Here is a 15,291-nt window from a genome sequence, read left to right on the forward strand (position 1 = left end):
ACTCGACCTGTGACCAACGATCGTGCTTCTGCAGCTATCCCACCGGCGTTTTCCAAGGCCCTGGGCGAACTTTCGCATGCCGCCGTTCGCAAGGAATTGAAGATCACCGAAATCCCTGCTCCGGCGCGGCTGGCGCCGTTCGCCTTGGCGCTCAGCGGTGATGTGCTGGAAGGCTCCGGGCCCGGCCACGGAGAGCACGGCCAGGAGTACTCGCGCACCCCGTTTTTGCAGCCCGAAGCCCCGCTGGCGACCGGACGCTTCGTGTTGCTCTTCGACCCGGCAGGCCAGGAACTATGGGGCGGGCAGTTCCGCGTCGTGAGCTATATCCGGGCGCGCCTGGATCATGAAATGGGCCAGGACTCGATGCTTGCCTCGGTTGCCTGGAGCTGGCTTGAAGATGCCTTGCGCGAACGCCAGGCCTCCTACCATTCTGCCGGTGGCACCGCCACCCGGGTCATCTCAGAGTCCTTTGGCAATTTGGAAGGCGAGCAAGACCATATCGACATCGAACTGCGCGCTTCTTGGACCCCGCAGCAGAGCGAGGAGCTCGGGGCACACCTGAGCGCCTGGGCCGATATGGTGTGCACTTTTGCCGGCATGCCGCCGCTTCCCGAGGGCGTGCAGCAGCTGCCGCATCGCCGCCTAAGCTAAAACTTCGCGCCATCGGTCCTAGAATAGAGGGACCATGACTACTTCAGAGCCAGCCGCAGACCAGCCAACCCTGACCCCACTGACCGCCCCAAGAGACGGCATTCCGGAAGTCATCAACACCGCGGCGGCGCTGAATCGAGCGGTGCGCGCACTACGCGCCGGCACCGGGGACCTGGCCGTCGATACCGAACGCTCCAGTGGATTCCGCTATGGACGACGCGCCTTCCTCATCCAGATCCGCCGCGAAGGCGCAAGCACCTGGCTGATCGACCCGGAGAGCCTCGACTCGCTGGACCCGCTGCTGGAACTCATGAACGAGCTGCCGTGGATCCTCCACGCGGCCACCCAAGATCTACCCTGCCTGCACGACGCGGGACTCTCCCCCACCGGCCTGTTCGATACCGAACTGGCCGGACGCTTGGCGGGTTTCCCCCGCGTGGCCCTGGGCACCATGGTCGGCGAACTGCTTGGACTGCAGCTGGCCAAGGAACACTCGGCGGTGGACTGGTCCACCCGGCCGCTGCCGGAGTCCTGGCTGAATTACGCGGCGCTGGACGTCGAGGTGCTCTTCGAACTGCGCGAAAAGATTTCCGAGGTGCTTGAGGAGCAGGGCAAGCTGGAATTCGCCGCCCAAGAATTCGAGTACGTCCGCCAGCTGCCGGACCCGGTGGCCCCACCGGAAGCCTGGCGCAAACTCTCCGGAATCCATAAGATCAAAAACCGGCGCAATCTCGCGGTGGCGCGTGAGCTCTGGCAGTCCCGCGAGACCCTGGCCCAGTCCCGTGATGTGGCTCCGGGCCGCTTGCTGCCAGACTCTGCGATTATGGCCGCCGTCGACCACCGGCCGAATAGCGTGCCCGCATTGCTGCAGATTTCCGGCTTCCACGGGCGCAGCGCCAAGCGCGACGCTCCGCGCTGGCTAGATGCGATGCAGCGCGGGCGAAATTCCACGGACCTCCCAGACCTGCGAACCGGCGGTTCGGAACTGCCGAATGCGCGCCTGTGGGGCGAGAAGAACCCGCAGGCCGCGGTCCGGCTGACGGCTGCCCGAGAGGTGCTTTCGGAAGTCAGCGAAGAATGGAACATTCCGGGAGAAAATCTTCTGACCCCGAAGTTCTTGCGTGCGCTGTGCTGGAATCCCCCGGCCATATACAGCGCCGGATCGATCGATGCCGCTTTGGAAGAACTCGGCGCGCGCCCCTGGCAACGTGATCTGCTCAGCGCAAAACTCGCCCAGGCGCTGCGCGGCTAGAGCAAAATAGCGCTAGCGGGGCCCGGAGGGTGGAACCAGCACTTGCACTTGAAGTTACTCATGAGTAACGTATGGTTCAGGTCACAGTGATGCTGGCCACTGCCCCGGCTCTCGGGGCAGCCTGAAACTACCCCAAGGAGCCCGACGGTGAGTGTCAACACCTCGACCGTGCCCGGAAACGCGCACACCTCGCTCGACGACCGCGATGTCGTCTTCATCGACGGGGTACGCACCCCCTTCGGCAAGGCAGGCGAGAAGGGAATCTACCACGGCACCCGCGCCGATGACCTCGCGGTCAAGGCCGTACGTGGCCTCCTTCGCCGCAACCCAGAAATTCCCGCCGAGAAGATCGATGAGATCGCCATGGCTGCCACCACCCAGACCGGCGACCAGGGACTGACCATCGGACGCACCGTAGGCCTGCTCTCCGGAATCCCAAAGTCGGTGCCCGGATTCGCCATCGACCGGATGTGCGCGGGCGCCATGACGGCGGTGACCTCGCTGGCCGGCGGCATCGCCTTCGGCTCCTACGACGTGGCCATCGCCGGCGGCGTCGAGCATATGGGGAACCACCCCATGGGTGAGGGCGCGGATCCGAACCCGCGCTTCCTCTCCGAGAAGATCGTTGACCCGCAGGCCCTGAACATGGGCAACACCGCGGAGAACCTGCACGACCGCTTTCCGGAGATCACCAAGGAACGCGCCGACAGCTACGCGGTAGCCTCGCAAAACAAACTGGCTCGCGCCTATGAGAACAACCAGATCCAGCCGGATCTCGTGGCGGTCGCCGCGCAGCGTCCGGGCGAAGGCTGGGCGGTCAACACCGTTGACGAGCCACCGCGGCCGGGCACCAGCTTGGAATCGCTGGCCGAACTGCGCACCCCATTCCGTGCCCACGGCCGGGTGACCGCCGGCAACGCGGCGGGACTGAACGACGGGGCCACCGCAGCTATGCTCGCCAGCGGCGCAGCGGTGCGTGAGCTGGGTCTGACCCCGAAGATGCGCATGGTTTCCTTCGCCTTCGCCGGGGTGGAGCCCGATGTCATGGGATACGGCCCCGTTCCGGCCACCGAAAAGGCGCTGTCCAAGGCCGGCCTCAGCATCACCGATATCGGACTGTTCGAAATCAACGAGGCCTTCGCCGTGCAGGTGCTCTCCTTCCTCGACTTCTACAACATCGCACAAGACGATGAGCGAGTGAACCGCTACGGCGGGGCGATCGCCGTTGGCCACCCGCTGGCTTCCTCGGGCGTGCGCCTGATGACTCAGCTGGCCCGCCAGTTCGAAGAGGACCACACGGTGCGTTACGGAATTACCACCATGTGCATCGGCCTCGGCATGGGTGGCACGGTGATTTGGGAGAATCCAAACCACGCAGAATTTGGCGCAAAGGCTTAGGGAGCAAGAAATGACTCAGGACTTTTCGGCCGTAGCCGAACTCATGCACGATGAAACGATCACCCACTCGTTCACCAAGGATGTAGCCCTACCGAGCGGCAAAACCCTGGTACTGCTCACCCTGGACAACGGGTTGGACCATAAGAAGCCCACCACGCTGGGCCCCAACGGCCTGCTGGAGCTGCACGCCGCGCTCGAAAAGCAGGCGGCCCGCGCCAAGGCCGGCGAAATCCACGGACTGGCCATCACCGGCAAGCCCTACTTCCTCATCGCCGGCGCCGACCTCTCGGCGGTCACCCGGCTCTCCGCACCGGAGCAGGCGACCGCGATGGCCACCCTCGGGCACCGAGCCTACGCATTGCTCGCAGATCTAGGGGTGCCGACCTTTGCGTTCACCAACGGGCTTGCCCTAGGTGGCGGCCTGGAAATCGCGCTGGCCTGCACCTACCGCACGGTGAGCACCGCAGCCGGAGCCCTGGGGCTGCCCGAAGCCTTCCTGGGCCTGATCCCGGGATGGGCCGGCGTCTACCGACTGCCGCGGCTCATCGGACCAGAAAACGCGTTGCAGGTCATGGTGGAGAACCCGCTGAACAACAACCGCACGCTCTCCGGCCCGGCGGCCTACAAGCTCGGTGTGGCCGATGCGCTATTCGAGCCCGCCGACTTCATCGAGAGCTCGGTCGCGTTCGCAGACGGCGTGCTCAGCGGCGACATCGAGGTCAAACGAGAAAATTCGGTAGACCCCAGCGATCCAGAGGTAGCCCGACGCTGGCTGCAGGCGGCAGACAAGGCCGAACAGTTTGTCGACGCGAAACTTTCCGGAGCAGCCCCCGCGCCTTACAAGGTGCTCGAAGTCTTCCGCCGGGGGTTGAAGCTCACCCAAAAGGAATCGGCCGAACTGGAAATCCAGGCGCTCACCGAGCTGATGGCCACCAACCAGTTCAAAAATACCGTGTATGCCTTCCTCGAGCTGGTGCAAAAGCGCGGCAAGCGCCCGGCCGGAGCGCCCAATGCCAAGCTCGCCCGACCGGTTACCAAGGTCGGCGTGGTCGGCGCGGGCCTCATGGCCAGCCAGCTGGCCTTGCTCTTCGTGCGCAAGTTGAACGTTCCGGTGATCATCACCGATCTGGATCAGTCACGCATCGACAAGGGCTTGGCCTACATCCACGGTGAGATCGACAAGTTGCACGGCAAAGGCCGGATGAGCCAGGACGCGGTCAACCGCGCCAAGGCGCTGGTCTCCGGTTCGGTCACCAAGGAGGTGTTCACCGATGCCGACTTCGTCATCGAGGCGGTCTTCGAGGAACTCAACGTCAAGAAGCAGGTCTTCGCCGAGGTGGAAGCCGTCGTCTCCCCCGAATGCATCCTGGCCACGAACACCTCCTCGCTCTCGGTCACCGAGATGGGACGGGACCTGTTGCATCCCGAACGCCTTGTCGGCTTCCACTTCTTCAACCCGGTAGCGGTGATGCCACTGCTGGAAATCGCTGCGACGCAGTGGACGAATGAAACCACCGTAGCCACCGCCTTCGCCCTGGGCAAGAACCTGCGCAAGACGACGGTGCGCACCAAGGACGCCACGGCATTTGTGGTGAACCGCGTGCTCTTGCGGCTGATGAGCGAAGTTCAGGCCGCGTTCGACGAAGGCACCGACGCGCAGACGGCGGATACCGCGCTGACTCCCATGGGCCTGCCGATGACGCCGTTCACGCTCCTGGCCATGGTGGGTCTGCCCGTCGCGCAGCACGTCAACGAGTCGCTCAACGCGTCCTTCGGGGATCGGTTCGCGGTGTCCGAGAACCTCGGCAAATTGGTCGACGCGAAGATCACCAGCTTATGGGCCAAGGACGGCAACGGCCAGCCGATGCTGGATCCCGCGGCCCAAGCGTTGCTGAGCTTCGGCGGCAAGCCGTCGACCAAGGATGAGATCCTCACCCGGGTGCAGAATGCGCTGGCCGAAGAAATCGGCCTGCTGCTTTCCGAAGGGGTGGTCGCCGAGGCCGCCGACGTTGATCTGTGCATGATCACCGGTGCGGGTTGGCCAATGCATCTGGGCGGGATCACCCCGTATCTGGATCAGGTCGGAGCCTCCGAGCGGGTGAACGGGAAGAAATTCAATTCCTAACACCCCGGCAGTTCACGCCCCGTGTTGCCAACTCCCCCACGGAGTCGTTGGCAGCACGGGGCGTTGTCCATGCCGGACACAATCGGCGTTGACTAGAGACGAGAGTAATCTTCAACTTAGCTATGGCACAGGTTCATCTGAGAGAATCCCGGTATGACCGAATTTGCACGCCCAGCCCGCCGCACGGTGATGTGCGCCTCCGCGCTTCTAGGATCCAGCGCCCTGCTCGCCGCCTGCGGCAACGGAGAATCTGCCGCCCCGAATCCGACGCCCGGGCAAGTGCCCGAACCAGCCGGCGAAGCGCAGAACGTCTTGCCGTTGGCGGACCTTCCCGAGAAGTCCCGCGCACAGGTCGTGGCGAAGGACCCGGCTACCGGTGAAGAAATAGGCGTCTTGCTTTTCCGCCAGGATGCGAAGACCGTGCATGCCTACTCGAATATCTGCACTCATCAAGGATGTGCGGTGACTACGAAATCTTCCAAAGATGATTTCTACTGCGCCTGCCACGGCTCGCGTTTCCAACCCGCCGACGGTGCGGTGTCCGCCGGTCCGGCCATTGCCGCCCTGCCTCGCTATGCCTGCACCATCGAAGATGAGCAGATCGTGGTGTATCTGGGCCAGGCCTAGCGACGGGCGGCGGAGGAATAAATGCCCTTGGGCTAGTGCCAGCCCGGGCATCGTCTGCAACAATTGGCCTATGAATGGATCTATCCCACCAACGCGCCGCAACTTGCTCGGGGCGGCCGGTGCCGCAGGAACCATCGTTGCGCTCACCGCCTGTAGCGGCGGATCCTCCTCCGAGCCAGCTATCCCGGCGAGCGAGGCGCCCAGCCCCAGCGGGGAAGGGCAAATTGTGCTCGGCACGGCAGAATTGCCCGAGAACGGCAAGGCCGAAGTGATCGTGCGCGGTCCAGCAAGCGGCAAGGACCTAGGAGTCTTACTCTATCGCGCCGACGCGGGCACGGTGCTGGCATACTCGAATATTTGCACCCACCAAGGTTGCGCGGTCGGCACGGACACCGATGAGGCGAACTTCTATTGCCCCTGCCACGGATCACGCTATGCCTACCAGGACGGTACTGTGCTCGGTGGGCCGGCCCCGCGACCGCTGGTTCGCTACGCGGCGGCCATCGAGGGCGAGAACATCCTCGTCTTCCCGCCGCAGGATTCCTGAACCACGGACAGCTGACAGTTCACGGAGCTAAGGTGCGCCGACCCCTTCTTGGGCTGGCGCACCTTAGCTCCGCGTCTTTGGCGGTGTTCCGCTAAAACAGGGCAACCTTTTGCGGGCTAGGGAAGATCGCGTCGATTTCAGCGCTTTCCTCCGTGGTGGGCACCCACCGAATCGCGTGCGCATTGGCCTTGACCTGCTCTGGGCGCGTGGAACCGGCGATCACCGAAGCCACCGGCTCTTGTGCAGCCAGCCAGCAGAAGGCCAGCTCGGCCGGTGCCAGATCGCGGTAGGCGGCAAAGGCGGAGAACTTCTCCAGCTGTTCGAAATCGCTGGTTTCCAGTAGTTGCTGGCGGGCATGGGTCAACCGGCTGCCCTGGGGCGCCGAGCCCTTGGCGTACTTTCCGGTGAGCAATCCATTGGCCAGCGGGAAGTAGGGAAGGACCCCGAGCCCGAACTCCTTGGCTGCGGGCAGCACTTCCAGTTCGGCCCGGCGGTCGATTAGGTTGTAGTGGTTCTGCGCCGAGATGAATCGCTCCGTTCCCAGCTCGCGGGCCACATATTCCGCCTGGGCGATCTGCCAGCCGGACCGATTGGAATGGCCGAGGTAGCGCACCTTGCCGCTGGTGACCAGGTCATCCAGGGCACGCAAGGTTTCGTCAATGGGAGTGTTCGCATCAGGGGTGTGGAACTGATACAGGTCGATATGGTCGGTACCAAGTCGGCGCAGCGAGGCTTCCACGGCGTTGACGATATAACGCCGCGAGCCGCGAGCCGCAAAGTCGGGCCCGTTGACGCCTTTCATATCCATGCCGAATTTTGTCGCTAGGACCACGTCCTTGCGGGCGGCGCCCAACGCCTTGCCCAGGCGCTCTTCGGACAATCCGGGTTCGCGCCCATAGGTGTCGGCAACATCGAAGAGGGTGATTCCTGAATCGAGGGCGGCGTGGATCACCGCGTCGGTTCCCTCTTGAGATTCCGTGGCGGTTCCGGGGCGCCCCAGGTTGTTGCAACCGAGTCCGACGACGGAAACACTCAGACCACTGCGGCCAAGCTGACGAAATTCCATAAGCACCTCTTTGATTGTTTTCGTGGGGCCGCTTCACGCAACGGCTACTTACCCATAGGCTATCGGGTAGGACGGTGTGCGGAACATTTCACGCCTCAATTCACTGTGTTGCATATTTATCCATTAGGATGGAAACATGTCTAAAGTCCTCACCTCTCTCCCTGTAGGCGAACGCGTAGGTATCGCGTTCTCCGGCGGCCTTGATACTTCGGTCGCAGTTGCCTGGATGCGCGACAAGGGCGCCATCCCGTACACCTACACCGGCGATCTCGGCCAGTACGACGAGCCAGATATCGATGCAGTTCCGGACCGCGCCCTGGAATACGGCGCCGAAGCCTCGCGACTGGTCGATTGCAAGCCAGCCCTGGTCGAAGAAGGTCTGGCCGCGCTTTCCTGCGGTGCCTTCCACATTCGCTCGGGCGGAAAAGCCTACTTCAACACCACCCCGCTGGGCCGCGCGGTCACCGGCACCCTGCTGGTGCGCGCCATGCGCGAAGACGGTGTTGACGTGTGGGGCGATGGTTCGACCTACAAGGGCAACGACATCGAGCGCTTCTACCGTTACGGCCTGATGGCCAACCCGAAGCTGCGCATCTACAAGCCATGGCTTGACCCGGCATTCGTCGCTCAGCTCGGCGGACGCTCGGAGATGAGCGAATGGCTGCAGGAACACGGTTTCCCTTACCGCGACTCGGCCGAAAAGGCCTACTCGACCGACGCCAACATCTGGGGCGCAACCCACGAGGCGAAGACCCTGGAACTGCTGGACACCTCCCTCGAGGCTGTCGAGCCGATCATGGGCGTGAAGTACTGGGACGAATCCGTCGAGGTCAAGGCCGAGGATGTTTCGGTCACCTTCTCCGCCGGCCGCCCGGTTGCCATCAATGGCAAGGAATACACCGATCCGGTGGCCCTGGTCAACGAGGCAAACATCATCGGCGGTCGTCACGGACTGGGCATGAGCGACCAGATCGAAAACCGCATCATCGAGGCGAAGTCGCGCGGCATCTACGAGGCTCCGGCCATGGCGCTGCTGCACATCGCCTACGAGCGTCTGGTCAACGCCATCCACAACGAAGACACCGTGGCCAGCTACCACAACGAAGGCCGCCGCCTGGGCCGCCTGATGTACGAAGGCCGCTGGTTGGACCCGCAGGCGCTGATGCTGCGCGAGGCGCTGCAGCGTTGGGTCGGCTCGGCCATCTCCGGTACCGTGACGGTACGTCTGCGCCGCGGCGACGACTACACCATCTTGAACACCGAAGGCGAGAACCTGAGCTACCACCCGGATAAGCTGTCCATGGAGCGCGTAGGCGACGCAGCCTTCGGCCCACTGGATCGCATCGGCCAGCTGACCATGCGCAACCTGGACATCGCCGATTCACGCGGTCGCCTGGAACAGTACGCCGGCATGGGCCTTGTCGGTGGATCCACCGCCAAGCTCGTTGGCTCGTTGGAGAACGGCGGCGCCAACGATATCGTTGACGCTTCGCCTGTGGATGATTCCGGACGGGCGCAGGACCGCGCCATCGAGTCCGCAGCGTTCGACTCCGGCACCGACTAAGCGTCGCGGCAAGCCAAAAGAGCCGGCCGGAACTTTTCCCTTGCGGGATTGTTCCGGCCGGCTCTTGCGCTTTGCGCAGCATGCTAAAACTTGCTGGTCGGCTAACTGGCTGCGCTCCAGCCGTTGAGCACCAAAAGCGGCTGCAAGGCCAAGCCGAAGCCCAGCACCACGCGGGCGATCGGCTGGCCAAGAGCAGGGACTTGCTCCGGTTACCGCTTAGCGATTAGCTGGCTCGTGGTGAATCGCTCATGCTTCGATCAGGGTCAGCAGCGGGCTGACGGCGATTGTGAATCCGATCAGCGAAACCAGGCGCAAGACCAGGCGGATCCGCGATCCGGTCTTCGTGGTCGGGGCCGGCAGCCGGAAACCTTGCTCAACGATCCACGCGGCAAGTACCACGAAGACGCCGCCCAGGGCCAGCTGGGCGCCGGGCACCTCGCCGAGCAGCGAGGTAATGCCAATTCCAACAATCACACCGAGGCAGGCTTGGAACACCAGGTGAAGTGGTGTTCGGGTGGCCCCGATCTGTGATGTTTTACGCGTGGCTCCCGGGGATTCGTCCCGATCCTCTTGTGGAATCATTTGTCCTTTGTCCTTTGTGCTTCGTGCGGCCGATGGCGGAGAAGCCTGGCTTCAGCATCGCTTTCGGGCGCAGCTACTGCGGGTCAGCGTGCGGCCCCATCGCTTTTAGCTCAGTGAAAATGGTTTCGCCGGCATCGGGTGAACCATCTTGACGGCCTCCAGGTTGTCATAGGGCGCGGTGCCCACGCTCATCTTGGTGAAGTCCAGCTTGGCGTCACGGATGCACACCTTTACCGCCGCGACGGCAAGCTTTGGAGCCGGTGAGAGCACCCGGATGTTCAACTTGCGCGGCGCGAAGTCGCTAGACTCCACGGTGCCAAGTCCCCGCCAGGCGAGGTGTCCGGTCAGCGCTTCGGTCGCCTTCTTCTCCATGTAGCGGTCGCGTTCGGTGCCTTCCACCGTCTTCAGCGCGTACTGCACGATCACCCAGCTCTGTTCCTCGGTAGGGATCTCCGCGAAACCGTCCTCCGCGCAGGTGGCCAGGAATCCGGCGAAGAGCTCGTCGGCGCGTTCGGCCTTCACATCTTGGACTTCGTTGGTCTTTGACATGTGGCCGACGGTACCGTGGTTGATCACGAACTGTCCGAGTTCCTCGTCGTCAAACTGCTGGTACCAGGCTTCGCGGAACTGCAATTCGTTCTTCTCGTCAAGACGGTAGGTGCGGATGATCGCCATAGTTTTTTCCTCTAGGTAGGTTTGGGTGCCGGGCTCAGTGCGGGAGTTCCGCGACCTTGGCCAGCCAGATCTGTCGGTGTGCGTGGGTGAAGGGCGGCAGGTTCTCGGCGACGTCGTGCAATAGCGTGGCGCTGGTTTCGCGCATCTGGCGCTGCAGTTCCTCGGGATATTTCATGCTGAGCGCATGCTCCGCGAATTCGTCTTCGTCGTCCAGGAACGTGCCTCGGGTGCGCGAACGGATGACGTCGAGGTCCATGTCCACGGAATTCACTTCCCACCCGCCGCGGCGCAGCGGCTGCCAGCCGATGGAAGTAGCCAGATCGATGTAGACATCGAAGTCATCGGCCGCATCTGAATACAGGGTCGCTACCCAGAAGCCCCGGTGCGGAACCAGGCACAGCGCGTCGGTAGCCGCCAGATGCGCGGTTCCGGGCCTGGCGACCAAAGAACCGGCCGGCTGGTGCAGCCAATGGCCGTGTTCATCGGAGCCAAGGTAAAAACCGGGGACCACCCAGTGGGGGCTACCGTCGTATTTCCAGGCGCGGCTGACAATCAGCGAGCCGAATTTCATCGGCTCCGGGTTCCGCGTTAACCCGGTTGGCAATGGCATCGGTCCGCTCACAGCTTGGGAATCTGCCCGGTGGGAAGTTCCTGGCCAGGCAGCGGCCGGGCGAAGGGCACCTTCGTGCCGAGCACCTGGGCCAGCGTGTCGCGGGCTACCTGCTTGGCGGTCAACCCCACGCGTTCAAGCACCTGGGCGCGGCTGCCGTGAGCCAGGAACTCGGTGGGCAGACCGACCTCGTTCAAGGCCGTGTCGACCCCTGCAGCGCGCATTTCGGTACGCAGCCGGGAACCGACGCCCCCGGCGCGCACGCCATCTTCGATGCAGACCACGATGCGGTGGCGGGCGGCCAAGGAAACCACCGAAGCCGGTACCGGCAGCACCCAGCGCGGGTCAACGACGGAGACCGAAATGCCTTGGCTGTTCAGCCGGTGTGCGACGTCCAGGGAGAGCTCGCTCATCGCGCCCACCGAGACGATCAGCACATCCGGGGCCGCCCGGTCGCCGAGCCGTGCCAGCACGTCCACCCCATCTGGCAGCCGGTCGATCGCCTCGACTTCCTCGCCCACCGATCCCTTGGAGAACCGCACCACGCTCGGCGCGTCGTCGATGGCCAGCGCTTCGCGGAGTTCTTCGCGCAGCCGCGAGGCATCACGCGGGGCGGCCAGGTGCAGATTTGGAATGATCTGGGTCAGCGCCATATCCCACATGCCGTGATGGCTTGGGCCGTCGGGGCCGGTGACTCCGGCCCGGTCCAGCACGATGGTGACCCCGGCCTTGTGCAGTGCCACATCCATCAGCAGCTGGTCGAAGGCCCGGTTCAGGAAGGTCGCGTAGACGCAAACTACCGGGTGCAGGCCGCCAAAGGCCAGTCCCGCGGCGGCCGTCATGGCATGCTGCTCGGCGATTCCCACGTCGATGACGCGCTCGGGGTACTTGTCGGCCATCTTCTTCAGGCCCACCGGCTGCAGCATGGCGCCGGTGATTGCGACAATATCCTCGCGTTCATCCGCCACTACGGCGATTTCCTCGCCGAAGACGCTGGTCCAGCTCTGCGCTCCCCCGCTGGACACCGGGGTGCCGGTCTCCGGGTCGATCACGCCCACGGCGTGGAACTGATCCGCCACGTCGGCAATGGCCGGCGCATAGCCGTGGCCCTTTTCGGTCATCGCATGCACCAGCACCGGGCCGCCGAACTGCTTGGCCTGGAGCAATGCTTCTTCTACGGCGCCCTGGTTGTGCCCATCGATGGGTCCGATATATTTCAGCCCCAGATCCTCGAACAGGCCCTGCGGAGCCCACCAGTCCTTGATGCCCTTCTTGGTGGCATGCAGGGACTTGTAGGCAAAGTTTCCTACCGCCCCCGAGTCCTTGAGCCTGCCCTTGAGCTTGCTCATGGCATCTTCGTAGTACGGGTGGGTGCGGAACTTATCCAGCTGCTGGCGCAGGCCCGAGAGCTGGTTGGCGAGTCCGCCGATGGTCGGCGCATAAGAGCGTCCATTGTCGTTGACCACGATGATGGCTTTGCGATCCTTGTCGGCGGCAATATTGTTGACCGCTTCCCAGGCCATGCCACCGGTCAGCGCGCCGTCACCGACCAGCGCAATCGCGTAGCGCTCGGTGTTTTTGCGCAGCTTGTTGGCCCGCGAGATGCCATCGACCCAAGAGAGGGAGGAGGAGGCGTGGGATGATTCGACGATGTCGTGTTCGGACTCTCCGCGGTCCGGATAACCGGCAAGTCCACCTTGCTGACGCAGGGTGGTGAAGTTTTGGCGTCCGGTGACGAGCTTATGCACGTAGGACTGGTGACCGGTATCGAAGACGATGGAGTCGGTGGGTGAGTCAAAGACACGGTGAATGCCCAAGGTCAGTTCGACCACCCCGAGGTTCGGTCCGAGGTGGCCGCCGGTACGGGCCACGTTGGCGATGAGGAATGCGCGAATTTCCCCCGCGAGGTCCTCCAATTGTTCCAGGGTAAGTGCCCGCAGATCGCTAGGCTTGTTGATGGTCTCCAACAAAGACACTGTCATCCCCTTTACTTGTTCGCCCACTACGGACCGGTCGATCCATCCGAAACTCTTAGTGTAGCTTTCGCAGGACTATTTCCATTATCCGTCACCTTGCGGTGAGGTGCGAATTTACCCGCAATGACCTTGACTACTGTTAGGCGGCAGCCCGCAAGCCTGGGGCCGCCGCCGGTATTTTCAGAATAGTTCCAACGCGTCGCGCAGCATACGGTGTCCTTGGATTTCAAAGGCCGTGTCGCCGACCTGGTAGGCCCAGGCCGCGGTGCCGATCGCCTCGCGCAGCTGCACGATGGGCCAGCTGCGCAATTCCCGCGGGTCCTGGCCATACCCTCGAAAGAACGCGGTAGCTAGTTCAGGATGCTCGCGCCACTGCTGGGCCGAGAGCCTGGCCAGGTCGCTTTCGGCGGGCCGGAAGGCGAAACGGCCGAAGTCGATCACCCGCAGTTTCCCTTGATCTATCAACCAGTTACGCGGTTGCCAATCACCGTGCGTGGGCACCACGAGGACCGGTTCAGGACGATAATCTGCGAAGATCTTGCGCGCGGCGGCCACGAAACTCGGTTCAATCCGGTGCTCTGCGTCCAGCCATTTCAGGCCATTGGCTATGAAATTCTTTTCATATCCTTCGTCCACCTTGGCGTGCTGCCCGTGCAGGAGCTGCAATGCCCGCCCCGCCTGCTCGTGTACCTCCGGGTCATCGGCGCTGGAAGTCCGTTCGCATAAGACACCGGGCAAATAATCCAGGAGCAGCAGACGCAGCGCCCGGTCTTCATGACGCAATGCAGCGGTCAGCCCGTGTGCCAGCAACGGGGCGGTGTAGCCTGCGTGGGCCTTGAACTCTCGGCCGAGATGAAGATTCGCCGATCCGGCCGTCTTGAGGATGTAGTCCCGTCCGAGTGAACGCAGGCGCAGCACTCGGGTGTCGGTCAGACCCCACGAGAGATCTTCAACCAGCAGCGGAGAACTCAGCCACTGCTGCACCAATGCCGCCTGCGGGTCGGCGAGCAGGCCACGATGCCAGTTAGCGCTCATGGCTTCAGCTTAGTTCCTTGCCGCAGGGCATTAAATGCCCGAAGGCCCCATAGCAATTGCTTTGGGGCCTTCGGCGTTGTTCCAGAAACCGGAACCAACTTCAGGTGGAAACCTTAGTTAGCAGCGGCAATCTGGCGCAGGACGTACTGAGACATGCTTCGCTGAAGTGTGCGGTAGTTGAACGCTCCTGTCGACGAGGCAAATTTCCTGATCAGAGGCACATTAGGAGGCGTGTGTGACTACTTTGCAGCTGCCCATCTATCCCCGTTGAGATGCTTCGGTTGCGGTACTTGGGAGCCTCACCCCTTCCCCGAATGCTCGCCTTGTCGCCGGTCGTGTGGAATCCTGAGGACGGCCGCTGCACCTGTCGTGGCATCTCGAAAAGTCGTCGCGTATGAGGCGTATTGGACTCCGACTTCTGACACCGAGGCCACCGCCCGATCGGGCTCCGCGTCACGTGGATTGTCAGGGAGATGATCACGAGACGCCGAACCAGAAACGAGGACGTGGGGAGCGTGAGGTCCTCACGGCATCGATCGAACGAGCCCACGCCTTGTGCTACCTCTCTACAAGTGGGGGGCAGATCTCAGCTCGGCGAAGGCGACCCCTTGACACTGCCCTCCGCGACACTGACGAGCGCCTCGACTGATGCGATGAGCAGGATGCGGTGTCGCCGAAGACGCTCAGTTGACCAGGGTCCTTCTGCAGCATGTGCGCGCAGTGCAGACGACGCGAACTGCCAGGCGGTGATCTGGCCAAGCAACAAAGCGAGCACGTCGACAGCTGCATCATCGAACGACTCCGACAGAGCTGCTACCTTGGGCGCATATGCCTGAACCTCGCCCTGCGAGGCATCGGCACGCTCAAGACCAGCCCAGGTTGTCAACCGCAAGACCTCGGGCCGTGCAGTCAAGTAGTCAAACAGTGCGCCAGCGTAGGACGGCAGATCCTCAGCAGTGAACGGCACCTCTTCGGCCATCTCGGTCAATGCCGTTGCCACGACCAGGTCGAAAAGCTGATCCTTCGGCCCGAAGTGCACATAGATCGATCGCTTGTTGACCCGTCCCGTCTTGGCAATTCGGTCCACCCGCGCGCCGGCCAGGCCGAACTGGGCGAACTCTCCGCGTGCCGCGACGAGGATCCGTCGCTTGGTGTCTGTTGCATCTGGTGGCATGCCCTCAGT

Annotated in this window: 14 protein-coding genes; 7 read left to right on the plus strand and 7 right to left on the minus strand. The window is 63.1% G+C overall.

The window, feature by feature from the left end:
• The first annotated feature begins 9 nt into the window (after positions 1-9).
• From CQ017_RS02675 to CQ017_RS02700, 6 genes are all read left to right on the plus strand, one after another.
• Positions 10-651: a DUF3000 domain-containing protein gene (locus tag CQ017_RS02675; RefSeq protein WP_105552367.1), complete on the plus strand. Its 642-nt coding sequence runs from the start codon at positions 10-12 to the stop codon at positions 649-651.
• A 34-nt stretch (positions 652-685) separates the two neighbouring features.
• Complete coding sequence (locus CQ017_RS02680; RefSeq protein WP_105552368.1) at positions 686-1,903, plus strand: ribonuclease D; 1,218 nt, start codon at positions 686-688, stop codon at positions 1,901-1,903.
• 147 nt (positions 1,904-2,050) lie between these two features.
• On the plus strand, positions 2,051-3,301 hold the full coding sequence (locus CQ017_RS02685) for an acetyl-CoA C-acyltransferase (protein ID WP_105552369.1): 1,251 nt from the start codon (positions 2,051-2,053) through the stop codon (positions 3,299-3,301).
• A 10-nt stretch (positions 3,302-3,311) separates the two neighbouring features.
• Entirely contained in the window at positions 3,312-5,426 is a 2,115-nt protein-coding gene (locus CQ017_RS02690; protein WP_105552370.1) for a 3-hydroxyacyl-CoA dehydrogenase NAD-binding domain-containing protein, read from the plus strand.
• A 153-nt stretch (positions 5,427-5,579) separates the two neighbouring features.
• Positions 5,580-6,053, plus strand: coding sequence for a Rieske (2Fe-2S) protein (locus CQ017_RS02695; RefSeq protein ID WP_105552371.1), 474 nt, complete (start codon positions 5,580-5,582; stop codon positions 6,051-6,053).
• 70 nt (positions 6,054-6,123) lie between these two features.
• The gene (locus CQ017_RS02700) at positions 6,124-6,600 is read left to right on the plus strand and encodes a ubiquinol-cytochrome c reductase iron-sulfur subunit (RefSeq protein ID WP_105552372.1); all 477 of its coding nucleotides are present in this window, start codon (positions 6,124-6,126) and stop codon (positions 6,598-6,600) included.
• A gap of 91 nt (positions 6,601-6,691) precedes the next feature.
• Here the strand turns inward: CQ017_RS02700 and CQ017_RS02705 are convergent, their stop codons facing one another.
• Positions 6,692-7,666 carry an aldo/keto reductase gene (locus CQ017_RS02705; protein ID WP_105552373.1) on the minus strand — a complete coding sequence of 325 codons (975 nt, stop codon included), beginning with the start codon at positions 7,664-7,666 and terminating at the stop codon, positions 6,692-6,694.
• Between the two features lie 136 nt (positions 7,667-7,802).
• Between CQ017_RS02705 and argG the strand changes: the two genes are divergently transcribed.
• Positions 7,803-9,230 (plus strand): argininosuccinate synthase, encoded by a 1,428-nt coding sequence (argG, locus tag CQ017_RS02710; RefSeq protein ID WP_096286375.1) that lies wholly within the window; start codon positions 7,803-7,805, stop codon positions 9,228-9,230.
• A 246-nt stretch (positions 9,231-9,476) separates the two neighbouring features.
• Here the strand turns inward: argG and CQ017_RS02715 are convergent, their stop codons facing one another.
• From CQ017_RS02715 to CQ017_RS02740, 6 genes are all read right to left on the minus strand, one after another.
• A complete protein-coding gene (locus CQ017_RS02715) occupies positions 9,477-9,812 on the minus strand; it encodes a hypothetical protein (RefSeq protein WP_105552374.1) in 336 nt (111 codons plus the stop codon).
• Positions 9,813-9,917: 105 nt separating this feature from the next.
• Entirely contained in the window at positions 9,918-10,487 is a 570-nt protein-coding gene (locus tag CQ017_RS02720) for a hypothetical protein (protein ID WP_105552375.1), read from the minus strand.
• 34 nt (positions 10,488-10,521) lie between these two features.
• Positions 10,522-11,097, minus strand: coding sequence for a DUF402 domain-containing protein (locus CQ017_RS02725; RefSeq protein WP_105552511.1), 576 nt, complete (start codon positions 11,095-11,097; stop codon positions 10,522-10,524).
• 8 nt (positions 11,098-11,105) lie between these two features.
• Positions 11,106-13,073, minus strand: coding sequence for a 1-deoxy-D-xylulose-5-phosphate synthase (gene dxs, locus CQ017_RS02730; RefSeq protein WP_105552512.1), 1,968 nt, complete (start codon positions 13,071-13,073; stop codon positions 11,106-11,108).
• 180 nt (positions 13,074-13,253) lie between these two features.
• Positions 13,254-14,108, minus strand: coding sequence for a phosphotransferase family protein (locus CQ017_RS02735; protein ID WP_105552376.1), 855 nt, complete (start codon positions 14,106-14,108; stop codon positions 13,254-13,256).
• 586 nt (positions 14,109-14,694) lie between these two features.
• Positions 14,695-15,282, minus strand: a complete 588-nt coding sequence (locus tag CQ017_RS02740; protein WP_105552377.1) for a TetR family transcriptional regulator — start codon at positions 15,280-15,282, stop codon at positions 14,695-14,697.
• Between the last annotated feature and the right edge of the window lie 9 nt (positions 15,283-15,291).

The organism is Arthrobacter sp. MYb224, assembly GCF_002975455.1.
Lineage (GTDB): Bacteria > Actinomycetota > Actinomycetes > Actinomycetales > Micrococcaceae > Glutamicibacter.

Excerpts from the sequence above, each read along its gene's own strand:
- CQ017_RS02725 (WP_105552511.1), bottom strand. The coding sequence starts at position 11,097 with ATGCCATTGCCAACCGGGTTAACGCGGAACCCGGAGCCGATGAAATTC.
- CQ017_RS02720 (WP_105552375.1), bottom strand. The coding sequence starts at position 10,487 with ATGGCGATCATCCGCACCTACCGTCTTGACGAGAAGAACGAATTGCAG.
- CQ017_RS02715 (WP_105552374.1), bottom strand. The coding sequence starts at position 9,812 with ATGATTCCACAAGAGGATCGGGACGAATCCCCGGGAGCCACGCGTAAA.
- argG (WP_096286375.1), top strand. The coding sequence starts at position 7,803 with ATGTCTAAAGTCCTCACCTCTCTCCCTGTAGGCGAACGCGTAGGTATC.
- CQ017_RS02690 (WP_105552370.1), top strand. The coding sequence starts at position 3,312 with ATGACTCAGGACTTTTCGGCCGTAGCCGAACTCATGCACGATGAAACG.
- CQ017_RS02705 (WP_105552373.1), bottom strand. The coding sequence starts at position 7,666 with ATGGAATTTCGTCAGCTTGGCCGCAGTGGTCTGAGTGTTTCCGTCGTC.
- CQ017_RS02680 (WP_105552368.1), top strand. The coding sequence starts at position 686 with ATGACTACTTCAGAGCCAGCCGCAGACCAGCCAACCCTGACCCCACTG.
- CQ017_RS02700 (WP_105552372.1), top strand. The coding sequence starts at position 6,124 with ATGAATGGATCTATCCCACCAACGCGCCGCAACTTGCTCGGGGCGGCC.
- CQ017_RS02695 (WP_105552371.1), top strand. The coding sequence starts at position 5,580 with ATGACCGAATTTGCACGCCCAGCCCGCCGCACGGTGATGTGCGCCTCC.
- CQ017_RS02740 (WP_105552377.1), bottom strand. The coding sequence starts at position 15,282 with ATGCCACCAGATGCAACAGACACCAAGCGACGGATCCTCGTCGCGGCA.
- CQ017_RS02735 (WP_105552376.1), bottom strand. The coding sequence starts at position 14,108 with ATGAGCGCTAACTGGCATCGTGGCCTGCTCGCCGACCCGCAGGCGGCA.